Source organism: Prochlorococcus marinus XMU1405 (assembly GCF_017696275.1).
Classification (GTDB): domain Bacteria; phylum Cyanobacteriota; class Cyanobacteriia; order PCC-6307; family Cyanobiaceae; genus Prochlorococcus_A; species Prochlorococcus_A marinus_AB.
On sequence record NZ_JAAORF010000001.1, the window covers coordinates 288,724 to 303,912 of the forward strand.

Genomic DNA, 15,189 nt, shown 5'->3' on the forward strand with positions numbered 1-15,189 from the left:
TGATGTAAATGACTTTTAATCATCTGGTACTAATTGGAGGAGGACATTCAAATGTTTCTTTATTGAAGAAATGGTTAATGTTTCCGAAATTAATGCCAGAAATTCCTGTTTCAATTATATCTAGAGATTCTCATTTGGTTTATTCGGCGATGTTCCCATCGGTGATTTCAAAATCAATCACTCTAGAAGAGAGTTTAATTGATATAAAATCTTTAGCAAAAAATGCAAAAGTCTCTTTTATAGAAGAAGAAGTAAAGGATATTGATTTCAATTTAAAGAAAATTGTTTTAAGTAATAGACCTTCAATTAATTATTCAAAGTTGGTGCTTAATCATGGAAGTCAAACAATAATTCCAAAAGAATTTGAATCACTAGTTAAAAATCGAAATGCTTTTTCAATTAAACCTTTTTTAAGGGCTTATGACTTAATACTAAAAGAGGACATTTTTGATTCATTTAATGAACTTCCATTTGTAATTGTTGGGAGTGGCCTTGCTGCAATTGAAGTATCATATGCTTTGCGAAAAAGATGGGGAGATAGACCTTTAAAACTATTATGTGATTCAAGAAAAATTAATAATACAATTCTAAAAAGTTTACGGAATTCCAATATTGAATTAGTTGAAAAACTTAATTTTGATTATGGCAAGATTCTTTTATGTACTGGAAATACATCTCCGTTATGGGCACAAAAAAAATTATTAGATTCGGATTCTTATGGCAGAATAATTACAAATCAGAATTTACAGATAAAAAGTTTTTCTGGAATCTTTGCTGTCGGTGATTGTGCAGTTGTAGGTTCAACAAAAAGACCAGCATCGGGAGTTTTTGCAGTAAAAGTTGTAAATACATTAGTACAAAATCTAAAAAAAGATACAGAAGGTAGATCATTAAAAAAGTGGTTTCCTCAAAAGATCGGATTGCAAATAGTAAATATATTTCCAAGCCATCATCCAAAGGCTTTTGCTATTTATGGCAATTTTGTTTTCGGCCCTTCTTTTATTTTTTGGATTTTAAAGCATAAAATTGATCTCAAATTTATTAAAAAGTTCAGATCAAAAAGGCTAATGATGAAGAGTAGTGAAAAAAATATTTCATTGAATGATTGCAGAGGATGTGCAGCTAAAATCCCTCAGTTAGTTTTGAATAAATCATTAATAAATTCTAATTTAAATTCTTTTGCCTCATCACCTGAAGATTCAGTTGAAATATATCAAAATGGTCAAGATATTATCTTGCAAAGTGTAGATGGATTTCCTGCTTTGGTAAGTGATCCTTGGCTTAATGCAAAAATTACTACTTTGCATGCTTGCTCAGATTTGTGGGCATGCGGAGCAAAACTTTCATCCGCGCAGGCTTTAATTTCATTACCAAAAGTTGAAAGGGAATTTCAGAGTTACCTCTTTTCTCAATCACTTCAAGGTATTAAATCAACAGTTGAGGATCATGGAGGCGAATTACTTGGAGGCCATACTTTCGAGGCAAGAAGTTTAGTAAATAAACCTTATTCATTAGGAATGGATATTTCTTTAACAGTTCAAGGTATTTTAAAAAATGGAGCAAAACCATGGCTTAAATCTGGAATGAATATTGGAGATATTCTCATGATGTCTAGACCTCTTGGTGTTGGGATTTACTTTGCCGGTCAAATGCAAAATATTAATATGCTAGGTAGTTCTTCTGAAGTAATTAATAATTTAGTAAAGAGTCAGCAATATTTGATTGATGAAATTTATCTTTTTCAAGATCAATTTAAAGAATCATTAGTCAATGCTGCAACTGACATTACTGGATATGGATTTATTGGACATCTTAAAGAAATGGTTGAATCATCTAATTTATATAGACAAAGCAATAATCTTGAGCCACTAAAAGTTTTATTAGATTTATTTTCATTTAAAGCTTATCCTGGAGTATTTGATTTAATAAGAAAAGACGTTAAAAGTACTTTCTTTGAATCTAATAAAGAAATTTTTGACAAAATTTATCAAGTAAATAAGCAGAAAAGAATAATTAATTTTTTAAACCAAAATTCATTAGGTCAAGAGACTTTTGACGAGAGAATATCATTACTATTAGATCCTCAAACATGTGGTCCCTTGTTGATTAGTTGCAATCGCAAATATGAAAATGTTCTAAAGGATAAATGGTACAAGGTTGGAGAGGTTGTAAAAATGTAATTAATTTCTATTTAATTTGTCAATTTCCAAATATCTTAATCTTTTGATTTCCTTTCCCATCTCCTTCCCTGGGTTCCATCCTTCTTTTTTTAATGTTTCTCCATCTTTTTTTGATTTTATGAATTTGTAAATAAATAACCACTTAAATAAATTACGCCAGTATGGTCCTCCATCACAAATTAATAATTTGACTGTCTCATCATTAAGGTTTCTGTCCTCAATAAATTCTGTCCAACTTGATGGAGAAAAATGATTGAAATTTTTTTGGTTTGTATTTAATATCTTTTTGAGATTAATATAATCTTCTAATATTTTTATCTCACTATTATTTATCAAAAATCTTTGACATGCTTTTTCTAAATCTTCTGAATCTTTTAATAAGTAAAGCATATGATTTCCCTTTAACTTCTTAATCCAATTTAGTCCTCTTAAAAATCTTTTATCGACTTTAATATTTTCATTTAAGATTGAGATAATTTTCCATTTATGAATTATCGAAATCACATTAGTCAAATTATCGTGTTTGTATATTTCAGCTAGTTCCATCCTTATTCGTATGCCTAGTGCGGGAGGGAAAATCATTTTCTGATGAGTTTCTGCACTTTTCCATGGCCATTGTCTAACTGTTTCTTGAGATTGTTTGAGGGAATTATTTGAAATATTGAAATCTAACCTTGAAGCATATTTTGCACATCTAATTAATCTACTTGGATCATCTGAAATACTATTACTGTGAAGTAAGTTCAATCTTTTACTTTTTATATCAGAAATTCCTCCAAAAAGATCATAGATTTCCCTTCTTGAGACCTCGAAGGCTATTGAATTTATAGTGAAATCTCTCCTCTTAAGATCCTCCTCAATAGTACTTTTATTTACTGTGGGATTTAAGCCTGGAGCAGAATAAATTTCTTTTCTTGCAGAAGCAATATCAATTTTATAGTCATTAATATTTATTTCTACAGTATTGTATAAATTAAATTCCTTGATTAAACATAAATCTACATTTACAATATTTTTTTTTATAAATTTTGCAAGAGAAATAGAGGATCCTTCAATAACAAGATCAATATCTAAAGGTTTAGAAAACGATTTTTTGTGGAATTTACTAATTAACAAATCTCTCAAATAACCGCCAACAAAAGCCACTTTAGTATTGTTATTAGATTCTATGTATTTAGTAATAAGGTTATATAGATTAAATGGAGTTTTGATTAATTCCCCTTGGATGTAATCAGAGATATCGTTCATGAGTTTTAAATTACATAACGAATTGGAGCTAATCTGGGATCTAGAATTTTACTTCCTTTATCACCAAATTTTACGGCTAGAGATATTTTTTCCCCACTCCCAAAAATATGTATAATTTCACCTTTACCAAATTTTGAGTGAATTAGCTTATCTCCAACTATCCAGCTTTTCCCTTTACTTGGCCCTGAATATAATTTTCTTACTGCATTTATTGGTTTGTTAACAAATTCATTTGGATTGTTTCGATCAACTCTTGTTAAACGATCAAGATGCAAATCTCTTCTAATTGAAGCACCACCAGTTTGTGGTAATTCGCCATCCATTAGATCTTCAGGTATTTCCGAAAGAAATATTGAAGGAATTGTTGCTTCACGTATTCCACCCCATAATCTTCTTTCTCTGGCATGACTTAAGAAAACTCTTTCTTTAGCTCTGGTAATACCTACGTAGCATAATCTTCTTTCCTCTTCAAGAAGTGAGGGAGTATCTATTGATCTATGGCTAGGGAAGAGACCTTGTTCTAGCCCAGTGATAAAAACATTTTGAAATTCTAAACCTTTACTATTATGCAGAGTCATGAGAGTTACAGAGTTAGGATTATTTTTCTTCGTATCATTATCAGTTGTTAAGGCTGCTGTAGAAAGAAATCCCTCTACATCTCCACTTTCTGTTTCTTCTTCATATTGAGTAGCTGCATTAATTAGTTCTTGTAAGTTATTTCTTCTATCTTCAGATTCTTCAGTCCCACTAGAGAGTAAGTCACTTAAATAACCACTTTTTTCTAATATAAGTTGTAGTAATTGAGCGGGACCTGAATTTTCTAGGTAACACAGTAGATCATTCATAACTTCAGTAAATTTATTAATTCCTTTTGATGATCGGCCTAATGTTTCTTCAAGACTTTGCTTATCATTAAGAACCTCCCATAATGGGATATTTAACCTATTAGATAGTTCATTAAGTTTTTGAATAGTAGTCTTACCAATCCCTCTTCTAGGAACATTTATGATTCGTAAAAGACTAACGTTATCTGAAGAATTAACCAGAACTTTCAAATATGCTATGGCATCTTTAATTTCTCTTCTATCATAAAAACGTAATCCTCCAAAAATTGTATAAGGAATGCGCCACCTTACAAGAGATTCTTCTAATACTCTCGACTGAGCTCTGGTTCGATATAAAATTGCAAAATTTCTCCAAATTGGGTTTTGATTATAGTTATTGATTGATTTTATTTTATTGGTAATTGCTTCTGCCTCCGAAATTTCATCATCACAGCTGAGTAACGTTAAAAGTTCCCCTTTTTCTTTAGTAGCCTTTAAAACTTTGTCAATTCTTTCAGAGTTGTTTTCAATTAGTGAATTTGCAGCATCAAGGATATTGGCAGATGACCTATAATTTTCTTCTAATTTAATTAAAGATGATTTTGTATCGTCTTTGATTGAAGTTTTGAAATCTTCTTGAAAACCAATTAAAATTCTGAAGTCAGCTGCTCTGAAACTATAAATACTTTGATCAGCATCCCCAACTACAAAAATTGATCGATCTTCCCAATTCAAGAATTTTTTTGGTTCAGTATTCCCAGCCGTAATTAATTTTATAAGTTCATATTGTGTTCTATTTGTATCTTGATATTCGTCAACTAAAATATGTTTAAATCTTTTGTGCCAGTAATCTCTGACTATATCATTTTGCCTCAATAAGAAAACAGGCAAAAGTAGAAGATCATCAAAGTCTAAAGAATTATTTTTTGAGAGCGAAATTCTATATCTCTTGTAGGCTTCTGCAACTGTTTTATCAAAATTATTATCTGCTTTTTCTAAAAGATCATTAGAAGTTAAGCATTGATTTTTAGCATTACTTATTAATCTTTTAATCTTTTTGGGATCATATCTTTTTGGGTCAAGATTCATATCTTGACTAATAATTTCTTTTACTAACGTTTGAGAATCTGTTTCATCGTAAATTGAAAATTGCCTTGTCCATTTTAGGCCTTCTGGATCAGTATATTTTTCAATATCGTATCTCAGAAGTCTTGAAAATAAAGAATGGAAAGTACCAATCCAAAGGTTCTGAAGCTTCTCTTGGTGGACATTTGTTCTTAATTGATTTTGATCAATTTCTTTGAGAGTTGTCCAAGGCTGGCCAAATTGATTAAAAGCTAATTCTTGGGCTAGAAGAACCTCTAATCTTGCTTTCATTTCTTTGGCAGCTTTGTTAGTGAAAGTGACTGCGAGAATGTTATAGGGATCTATAGAGTTACCCTCAATAAGGTTTGCAATTCTGTGAGTAAGAGCCTTAGTTTTTCCGCTGCCTGCACCAGCTACAACTAATAATGGTCCATAAACATGTTTTACTGCTTGAAGTTGTTGATTGTTTAGGGACTTAAAAAGGAAATTGTTGGTTTGAGGCACTTTTGGAAGGGTTTTTCAAAAATCAGACTTTACTATTAGATTCAGATTCCGTTTCTAGATCTTCTAAAGTTTTTTTTAAATTGATAAGCTCATTATTGTTATTAATTATTTCTTCAAATTTATTTTGAGGCATCTTTAATTTCATACTTCTGTCTAGAATTTCTTTTTCCAATCTCTTTTTATATGAGGAAATAAGTTTCTTTGATAATTTTAAATCCTGTTGATCCAAAACTTTATTAAAAATGTAGTTTCATATTAGCGGAAAAAAATTTTTTATTTGAATTATTTCAACTATCACTTTGGAATGAAGTTATTAATTAAGAAGCGTTGCGTTAAGTTTGAAATTGTATTGTTTTTACTAGCTTTGTATTATTCTTAAGATCGGTCTTTAATTTTTACTACAGGAATGTCAGTTTCAAAGAATAATCAACTATTGTCAGCCGATAAGAAATTAAATGATTTAAGCAATATAAAAGAATTTATTAATACTGCAAACTCAAGATTAGATGCAATAACCTCAATAACCAACAATTCACATGCAATCGCAGCAGACGCTGTAACAGCAATGATTTGCGAAAATCAAGATTCACTTAATTCAAAAATATCTTTAAATACAACTAACAAGATGTCCGTTTGTTTAAGAGATGGAGAAATAATCCTAAGAATTGTTGCTTATCTTTTAATTTCTAATGACGAATCAGTTTTAGAAAAAAGTTGTTTGAAGGATCTTAAAAATACTTATCTTGCTCTTGGGGTACCTTTAAGAAATGCAAGAAGGGTTTTTGAATTAATGCGAGATGCAACTATCTCTGATTTGCATTCAACAGTTAATAGTATGCGTGGAAACAAAGGCTTTCTTCCTAAATTAATATCTGAAACAGAGTTTCAATTTGAAAGGATAATTAATCTTTTAAACTAGCTAAATTTCTTATCTCTGAAGTATGGGACGTCTGTATAACTGAGTTATTTTCAAGATTTTTAATAGTAGAAAATCTGGATCTTACATGAGTGGATAAAAAGGAAATTCTTTCTTCGGAAACTGTTGATTTATAAATAGTTTTAATGTGTAAATTATTTTGTTCATCAACAAAATAATTAGATGATGAAATAAAGGATTCTGTATAACCTTTATTTCTTAAAACAATTCCTGAATTTTCATCTTTGGGTAAAAAAATCAGAATATTTTCATCTCCCTCACGGATATCATTATTGTCCCAATCACTAATAGCTTGCCAGTTTATAGAAATGGCTATGCTCTCTAGGTTTAAACTAAATTTATAATTTTTAAAAATTGCAACGACTTTTTTATTTTTTTTGTTGATATGTTTTATATATATTTTACTAGTTGAGTTTTCAAATTCCTGAAAAGCTAAAGTGTGAGTACTTCTTATAGATTTCCACTCTCCTATACTTTTATCAATGAATTGATTAATTATTGTTAGATTCTTCGTCAAGTTTTTCTTCTACGGAATGATTTTCTGCTTTTTGTATCATTCTTACCATTGAATCCACCATTAATCTCTTTGCAGAAGTTACTTTTAATCCAGAAGGAGTAGTTGATATTTGTTCTCCAGGGCGATCATATGAAGTTGGTCTAAATGGAGTCATCTAATAACTTAAAAATTAATCGATTTCTATTCTTGCATGAATCATTATTTATATAGTTATTGTTTGCGAAAATGTCATATCTCTCTTCTTTGATTACAGAGTTATCAACTGTTTTGTTATTTAGGCATTTTATTTTTTGCCAATCCTGAAATAGTCGCTAAAGCAAACATTCCCAATAGAGCAATCCCAAGAAGTAATCCTGCTCCCTGACTAACTCCAGCTCCTACTGCGACAAGTATAGAGTCACTGATTAGAAGACTTATTAATAATGCAGGAGTAAATATTTTCCATCGAGTTCCTCCAATACCAATTGCGTAGCTTAGAAAATCAAAAAGGCCAGTCATTAGAAGACCTGTCATGAGAAAGAAATTTTCTTCTAGCTGGTTTTGATTAAAACTTTCTATCTTTTTCATTGCTTTTGGGCCTACTAAATTACGTACAGGAACCCGACCATAATTTCTTGCAATAAAGAAAGCAGCTTGGCAAAAAACAATATCAGAAAAGATTATTGTCATATAACCTTTTTGAAATCCTAATAATGAACCAGCTAGCAGAGAATAAGCTGAACTTGGAAGAGCGGGCAAAATAATACTTACTCCTCTAAGTATGAATATTCCAAAAGGCGCCCAAATTCCCATACTTTCTATTTTGTTTCTAAGAGGTTCAATCCCATAATTTTGGATTAAGTAAATCAATACAACGAATATTGCTATAAAAAAAACTACTGAGAGAAATTTTTGTATTTTATTCATTATCTTTATAATTAACTTATGGGAAGTAAGTTTTGAATTTAATATTTGATTCTATCTATAATAGAAATACTAATCAATAAAAATTTTTACAAATTTTTAATCTTATATCTACTCTAGATAAAAGATTTTTGTATTTAACAAGTATTCATGGTTGATTCTAAGAATAAAGTTAGTTCAATATTTATTAGAAATAGCATTGGTTTAGTTCTGTCAATAATCGTTCCCATTTGTTTTTTTATAAAACAAGCAAATGCTTTGCCTCATGAATGGGTTGGAGTCCCTAAAAGTGAATATGGCGAACAGTTGTGGGACAGGCAAAGTATTAAAAGGAATGAGGATGGTTCTGTGAGAGTATTGAGTAAATATATTCCCAAAACAAAAAGTGAAATTACTAAGGATATACTTTATACAATGGATATAAATTGTTTTGAAAAATCATTTAGAGACGTTGATGTCTCTATAGATGAAGTAAATAGTAATTTTAATGATTTAGCTGATTGGCAAGATCCAAATGGAGATGAATTGATTTTGGGTGTTATTGGTCAAGTCTGCAGAGTAGAAAACTAACAAATCTTAAATTCTAGAAACAAAATAAAAAGTAAGTTTCTACTTTTTTAGAAAATATAAAACCCCTTCATAGAAGGGGTTTTAAAGGTGCCAGGACCCAGATTTGAACTGGGGACACGGCGATTTTCAGTCGCCTGCTCTACCAACTGAGCTATCCCGGCTCTAACCTATATACTCTAAATTAAGATGTGTAGTTTGTGAAACCCTTTTAATTAAAAATTTTATATCTTCATCAAATATCTAAAAAAAACTTTTATTTTGAGTTCATCGCTAACAAGGCTGTCCCAAATGAAGTAGTTTTTTTACATGAAACTATTGGTATATTGATAATATTTTCTCTTATTTTTCTCCACTGAGGGTTTTTTGAGCCTCCACCAATAGTAATAATTTTTTTTGGAAGTGAACCTGTTAGTTCGCCTAGCTTTTCCCATCCTTTCAATTCGATCTTAGCTAGACCCTCGAATAATGCATGTAAATAAAGTGAGTCGCTTACTGGCCTTGGACAAAGTATCGGCTTTAAATTAGAATCATTAACAGGAAATCTTTCTCCTTTACTATTAAGAGGTAAAAGATTTAAAGAAGTGTTTTTTGATGGATTTATTTGTCGACTGAGTTCTTTTATTTCTAAATCAGAGAAAAACTGAGACAATATACCACAGCCTGCGTTTGATGCTCCTCCACATATCCAATTGCCGTTTACTCTATGGTTTGTAATTCCTTGTTTTTTTATAGGATTATCAATAATTTTCTTAACTACAATAGTTGTTCCTAAAACCGTAAGACCATCTTCTTTGCCTAAACCTGCAGCTATCACACTTGCATTAGAGTCAGTAGTGCCTGAGATTAATATTAAATTCTTATTCAAGTTAAATCTCTCTGCTAAATCAAAATTCACTTGTCCAATAATTTTCCCACTTTTTATTATTTGAGGCAGGCATTTCCCCCATGAAGTATTGAGATAGCTTTTTGGCCATGATTCTTTTTTTAGATCCCAACCAAGTTTTAGATTATTACCTTCTTCTCCATAAGTCCAATCTTTTAAAAACCAACCAGTGATCCAATCAGATTGATGTCGTAAAAGTATATTTGTCCCATATTTATCTATTAGTTTTAATGCTTTAGCAAGACTACTGTATGGAGTTCGCAGATGATCTTCTCCAGAAGTTAATGATTCAAGAAGGATCTTATTTTCATTACATGCTTGGTCATAAGATATTGCTTCTCCTATTGGCTCTCCTCGTAAATTTGATGCCGTTAAGGTTCCTGATGTGCCAGATATAGCCAATTTTTGAAGGTTACTTCTTACCTCAATAGGTAAACACCCTAAGAGTTTTTCACAAGAATTAGTCCAAGAATTTGGATTTTTAAAGCTACATAAATAAGGAACTGAATTTGAATATATCAATTCTTTATGAAAATTTATTATAGATATTCTTGCGCCACTAGTTCCAAAATCTAATCCCCCATAAAAATTATCAGGCATAGAATAAATATTTTTATAAAAATACTTTGGAAGCCTCCGCTAATTGGGCTGCTTTTTCTTCTACCTTTTCCCAAGGGAGATCTAGATCTCTTCTGCCAAAATGTCCATAGGATGCAGTCTTTCTGAAAAATGTACCACCCATTTTTTGAGGTAGATTTCTTAGATCAAATTCTTTTATAATTGCTGCTGGCCTTAAATCAAAGTTCTTATTAATGAGCTCAGTCAAATTAGCTTGTGAAATAACGCCAGTATCAAAAGTTTCAACAAGAATGGAGATCGGTTTTGCAACTCCAATTGCATAACTTAATTGTACTTCTGCCTTTTTTGCTAATTTTGCCTTAACTATACTTTTAGCTACATAACGTGCTGCATAAGCAGCTGATCTATCCACTTTTGTGGGATCTTTACCCGAAAATGCCCCTCCTCCGTGTCTTGCGTAACCGCCATATGTATCTACTATAATTTTTCTTCCAGTAAGTCCGGCATCACCTTGAGGCCCCCCTACGACAAATTTGCCCGTGGGATTTACTAGAAATCTTGTTGTATGAATGTTTGGTTTGATTTCTAAATCTTCAGTAGCAGGAATTACAACATTCTTCCATAAATCTTCTTTTATTCTTTGACGAATTTCTTCTTCATTTGTAATACCATCTATCTCAGGATTATGTTGAGTTGAAATTAAAATGGTATTAATCGATAGTGGTACTCCATTTTTATAATCAATACTTACTTGAGTTTTACCATCAGGGAGTAGATAATTAAGTACGTTTTCGTGCCTTACCTTAGAAAGTTGAATGGCTAATCTATGAGCCAAGCTAATCGGTAAGGGCATTAATTCAGGCGTCTCATCGCATGCATAGCCGAACATTATGCCTTGGTCGCCAGCACCTGTATTATCTTCCAAATCATCGTTAATATCATCTGCTTCGTTTACTCCTTGAGAAATATCTGGTGATTGCTCGTCAAGTGCTACTAAAACTGCACAACTATTTGCGTCAAAACCACCTGCTCTATAGCCCTCATATCCAATTTCTTTAATTACATTTCTAACAAGTTTTATATAATCGATTTTTGCTTTTGAAGTTATTTCTCCAGTAAGTAAACAAAGACCCGTATTTACAACAGTTTCACATGCAACTCTGCTTTCTGGATCTTCTGTCAATAAAGCGTCTAAAACAGCGTCACTAATTTGATCACATATTTTGTCAGGATGACCTTCAGTTACAGATTCTGAAGTGAAAATGAAATCACTCATTTACAAATTATTTTGGAATTACTAAATATCCTAAATTAGATTATCGTTACAAATCAATTATTGTTAATTAAAAATACTTGTATAAGAATAATGAGGCTTAAATTCTAATATGCGTGCACAAAATAAATAAGTGAAGTTATACTGTTTCAGCTGAAGCTGTGGAGATCTCTTCGTTCTCGTCAGTTTGTTCAAATAACATTTGTTTATATTTAGCAGCCATTTCTTCAGCTTTACTAAAAACTTTTTGAGGGTCAGTTAGCATATCTCCTGGTTCAGGTTCAAGTGCTTTAGTTGATAATGAAATTCGTCCTCTTTCTGAATCAAGGTCAATTATCATTACTTTCATTTGGTCACTCACATTTAAAACATTATGAGGAGTCTCAATATGTTCATGACTAATCTCAGAAATGTGCAATAGACCACTAACTCCACCAATATCAATAAACGCTCCATAAGGTTTAATACCTTTTACAGAACCAACAACAACTTCGCCTACCTCAAGTCGGTTCATTTTCTTCTCAACCAAAGCTCTTCTATGACTTAGTACTAATCTATTTCTCTCTTCATCAACTTCAAGAAATTTTAAAGGTAAATATTCACCTTCTAAGTCATCTTTGATTTTTCGAGCACTTATATGAGAGCCTGGGATAAAACCTCTCAAGCCTTCTACTCTGACGAGAGCCCCTCCTCTGTTTGTTGCAAAAACTTCAGAATATATAGTCGCATCTTCTTTTTGAAGTTGTCTAACCCTTTCCCATGCTCTTTGATATTCAATTCTTCGAATGGAGAGGGCTAATTGGCCATCTTCATTTTCTTCGCTCATTATGAAAAATTCTCTACTTTCTGAAGGTTGTAAAACATCATTAAGTCCTTCAACTCTATTTATTGAAACCTCCTGAACAGGCATAAAAGCAGCTGTTTTTGCCCCTATATCTATCATGGCCCCTTTTGGCTCTAGAGCAAAAACTGTACCTTTAACTAAATCGCCAGGCTTAAAGTTATAGTCATACTTACCCAAAAGTGATGCAAATTCTTCTTGTGTGAATCCTGCGTTGTCAAAATCAGTATTTATTCTGCTAGAGGAAGAGTCTGCAGAAGGTATATCGCTCTTCTCGAATGATAAATCTTCCTCATTTTGAGAGGTGGAATCATTTTTTAACTCAGTCGAATTTTTTATTTCTTGATCCTCAGAAAGTTCTTTAATGGTTTGGGAAGAATTTTCGTTCATTTGTTGTATCGCAGACTACCTAAGGTAGTTAGAAAGGAATGCTATTAGCCTGCAAACCAATAGCAAATAGATTTGTGTTATGTATTCTACACTTTAAGATGCTTAATTTTATAAAATTGAAGCTAATTGGTTTTTTGAACTTCCTTTTAGAGATTCAAGAGTAGAAATAAAATCTTTTACCCCATTAAATTTTCTGTAAACTGAGGCGTATCTTATATAGGCGACTTCGTTTTCTTTCCTAAGATTTTTAAGTATTAATTCTCCGATTTGTGAAGATTTAATATCTTTATTAGAGTCTTGAACGATTTGTGATTCAATTCCATCTACGAAATTAATAATTGCTTCACTACTGAAGTTAGTCTTTTCGCATGCCCTTGATATGCCAGTAAATAATTTTTGTTTATCAAATAATTCTCTGCCACCGTCTTTCTTTATAACTGAAACTGGCATTGTTTCCACTCTTTCATAAGTTGTGAATCTAAAGCTGCAATTTAAGCACTCTCTTCTTCTTCGAACACTTTTACCACTATCAGCAGATCTTGATTCCAAAACTCTGCTATCTGTGTTTTGACAGGTTGGACACTGCATGTAGTGAAATAAAATGAACTGTAACTCTAATACTAGAGTAATATGATAATTATGAAAAGTAAAACAAAAAGACCCCTTGCTAAAGAGGTCTTTTTATTAAGTTCATTTTTTATCGAATTTAGGTGGATCTCTAAAGGCTACAGCAAAGAATAAGGTAACAACTGCGAGAGTTAAAATAAGAACGTAAGCAAAAGCTTCCATAAGATTAAGTAATAAAGTTTAGGTTAAACCCTTCCTGGGATTCTTCTTGTGGATTCGTCACCAAGTTTCTTGAATAAACCAAATTCAACTTGGTCACCAATCTCAGCATCAATTCCAGCGAATGAATTTCTGTAAAGAGTTCTTGAAGCATGCCACCAGTGGCCAAACAAGAATAGCAATCCGAAACATAGATGTGCATATGTAAACCATGCTCTTGGGGAGCTTCGGAATACACCATCTGATTTATATGTCTCTCTATCGAACTTGAATGCTTCTCCAAGCTGTGCTTTTCTAGCTAATCTTTTAACTACTGCAGGATCAGTAAATGTTTGACCATTTAAGTCTCCTCCATAGATAGTTGCTGTAATGCCAGTTTGCTCAAATGAATACTTCGCTTCGGCTCTTCTAAATGGAATATCTGCTCTTACATTACCTTCTTTATCTTCAAGTATAACTGGGAAGTTTTCAAAGAAATTAGGTATTCTTCTAACTTCTAATTCATTACCTTCCTTGTCTTGGAATGCAATGTGACCCTGCCAACCTGTTGGTAAACCATCACCATTAACAAGAGCTCCAACTCTGAATAATCCTCCTTTAGCAGGACTATTTCCAACGTAGTCGTAGAAGGCTAATTTCTCTGGAATAGATGCATATGCCTCTTCTTTAGTGGCACCATTGTCTATAGCAGCTTGAACCCTTCTATTAATTTCAGTTTTGAAATAGCCAGAGTCCCATTGATATCTAGTAGGACCAAATAACTCGACTGGAGTTGTGGCTGAACCATACCACATTGTTCCTGCTACAACGAAAGATACAAATAGCACTGCAGCTAGAGCACTAGCCAGAACTCCTTCAAGACTTCCAAGTTTTAATGCTCTATAAAGTCTTTCCCCTGGCCTATTAGTGATGTGAAAAATACCACCAATAATCCCCATAAGTCCCGCTGCGATATGATTTGCAACTATTCCTCCTGGGTTAAAGGGGTTAAAACCATCTACCCCCCATGAAGGAGCAACAGGCTCTACATGGCCAGTTAAACCATAAGGATCAGAAACCCAAATTCCTACGTTAGCGCAATGAAAAGCTCCAAAGCCAAAGCATGTGAGTCCAGCTAGAAGAAGATGAATTCCGAATATTCTTGGCAGATCAAGAGCAGGCTCACCAGTTCTTGAATCTTCCCATAAATCTAAGTCCCAATATGTCCAGTGCCAAATTGAGGCCAACATTAATAATCCACTAAATACTATGTGTGCTGCTGCAACCCCTTCAAAACTCCAGAATCCAGGGTCAACTCCTGTAGCACCAGTAATATCCCATCCGTTCCAACTACTTGTGATACCAAGCCTTGCCATGAACGGCATAACGTACATTCCCTGTCTCCACATTGGATTGAGAACAGCATCAGAAGGATCAAAAATGGCTAATTCATAAAGAGCCATAGAACCGGCCCAGCCGGCTAATAATGCAGTATGCATAAGATGCACAGCAAGTAGTCGACCTGGGTCATTAATAACTACTGTGTGAACTCGATACCAAGGCAATCCCATCGGTTAATTTCTAGTAACTATGCTGAATAAACAGCTAAACATCATGATAGTAAGGGTTTTTTAGTCTTTCAGGGATTTTTGTAAATAAATTTATTTTCTTGCAAAAATTGGGTAAATC

14 protein-coding genes and 1 tRNA gene are annotated in these 15,189 nt (G+C 32.5%); 3 read left to right on the forward strand and 12 right to left on the reverse strand.

The features are described 5' to 3' along the window. Positions 1–8: 8 nt before the first annotated feature. The gene (gene selD, locus HA148_RS01585; protein WP_209129620.1) at positions 9–2,180 is read left to right on the forward strand and encodes a selenide, water dikinase SelD; all 2,172 of its coding nucleotides are present in this window, start codon (positions 9–11) and stop codon (positions 2,178–2,180) included. Here selD and HA148_RS01590 read toward each other — a convergent pair whose 3' ends face one another. Beyond that, positions 2,181–3,428, reverse strand: coding sequence for a CCA tRNA nucleotidyltransferase (locus HA148_RS01590; RefSeq protein WP_209129623.1), 1,248 nt, complete (start codon positions 3,426–3,428; stop codon positions 2,181–2,183). 5 nt (positions 3,429–3,433) lie between these two features. Continuing rightward, a complete protein-coding gene (locus tag HA148_RS01595; RefSeq protein WP_209129625.1) occupies positions 3,434–5,842 on the reverse strand; it encodes a UvrD-helicase domain-containing protein in 2,409 nt (802 codons plus the stop codon). Between the two features lie 406 nt (positions 5,843–6,248). Here HA148_RS01595 and HA148_RS01605 point away from each other — a divergent pair, with 406 nt between their 5' ends. Continuing rightward, complete coding sequence (locus tag HA148_RS01605; protein WP_209129630.1) at positions 6,249–6,761, forward strand: R-phycoerythrin subunit beta; 513 nt, start codon at positions 6,249–6,251, stop codon at positions 6,759–6,761. On the opposite strand, the gene HA148_RS01610 is transcribed toward HA148_RS01605, so the two are convergent. The 3 genes from HA148_RS01610 to HA148_RS01620 form a co-directional block, all read right to left on the reverse strand. Next, positions 6,745–7,296, reverse strand: a complete 552-nt coding sequence (locus HA148_RS01610; RefSeq protein ID WP_209129632.1) for a phycobiliprotein lyase — start codon at positions 7,294–7,296, stop codon at positions 6,745–6,747. The genes HA148_RS01605 and HA148_RS01610 overlap by 17 nt on opposite strands. Beyond that, positions 7,271–7,450, reverse strand: a complete 180-nt coding sequence (locus HA148_RS01615; protein WP_209129634.1) for a hypothetical protein — start codon at positions 7,448–7,450, stop codon at positions 7,271–7,273. Before HA148_RS01615 ends, HA148_RS01610 begins: the two co-directional genes overlap by 26 nt. Positions 7,451–7,566: 116 nt before the next feature. Further along, positions 7,567–8,202 carry a TVP38/TMEM64 family protein gene (locus tag HA148_RS01620; RefSeq protein ID WP_209129637.1) on the reverse strand — a complete coding sequence of 212 codons (636 nt, stop codon included), beginning with the start codon at positions 8,200–8,202 and terminating at the stop codon, positions 7,567–7,569. Between the two features lie 147 nt (positions 8,203–8,349). On the opposite strand from HA148_RS01620, the gene HA148_RS01625 reads away from it, so the two are divergent. After that, on the forward strand, positions 8,350–8,769 hold the full coding sequence (locus HA148_RS01625; RefSeq protein ID WP_209129639.1) for a hypothetical protein: 420 nt from the start codon (positions 8,350–8,352) through the stop codon (positions 8,767–8,769). A gap of 88 nt (positions 8,770–8,857) precedes the next feature. On the opposite strand, the gene HA148_RS01630 is transcribed toward HA148_RS01625, so the two are convergent. The 7 genes from HA148_RS01630 to psbB all read right to left on the reverse strand — a co-directional run bounded on the left by HA148_RS01630 (position 8,858) and on the right by psbB (position 15,071). Next, positions 8,858–8,930: transfer RNA gene (locus HA148_RS01630), tRNA-Phe, on the reverse strand. A gap of 92 nt (positions 8,931–9,022) precedes the next feature. Then, positions 9,023–10,252: an FGGY-family carbohydrate kinase gene (locus HA148_RS01635; protein ID WP_209129641.1), complete on the reverse strand. Its 1,230-nt coding sequence runs from the start codon at positions 10,250–10,252 to the stop codon at positions 9,023–9,025. 13 nt (positions 10,253–10,265) lie between these two features. Continuing rightward, a complete protein-coding gene (metK, locus tag HA148_RS01640) occupies positions 10,266–11,507 on the reverse strand; it encodes a methionine adenosyltransferase (protein ID WP_209129643.1) in 1,242 nt (413 codons plus the stop codon). A 136-nt stretch (positions 11,508–11,643) separates the two neighbouring features. After that, on the reverse strand, positions 11,644–12,735 hold the full coding sequence (locus tag HA148_RS01645) for a 30S ribosomal protein S1 (protein ID WP_209129645.1): 1,092 nt from the start codon (positions 12,733–12,735) through the stop codon (positions 11,644–11,646). Between the two features lie 108 nt (positions 12,736–12,843). Further along, on the reverse strand, positions 12,844–13,323 hold the full coding sequence (gene nrdR, locus HA148_RS01650; RefSeq protein WP_079332025.1) for a transcriptional regulator NrdR: 480 nt from the start codon (positions 13,321–13,323) through the stop codon (positions 12,844–12,846). Positions 13,324–13,425: 102 nt separating this feature from the next. Then, the gene (locus HA148_RS01655) at positions 13,426–13,524 is read right to left on the reverse strand and encodes a photosystem II reaction center protein T (RefSeq protein ID WP_032527597.1); all 99 of its coding nucleotides are present in this window, start codon (positions 13,522–13,524) and stop codon (positions 13,426–13,428) included. A 23-nt stretch (positions 13,525–13,547) separates the two neighbouring features. After that, entirely contained in the window at positions 13,548–15,071 is a 1,524-nt protein-coding gene (gene psbB, locus HA148_RS01660; protein WP_209129647.1) for a photosystem II chlorophyll-binding protein CP47, read from the reverse strand. Positions 15,072–15,189: the final 118 nt, after the last annotated feature.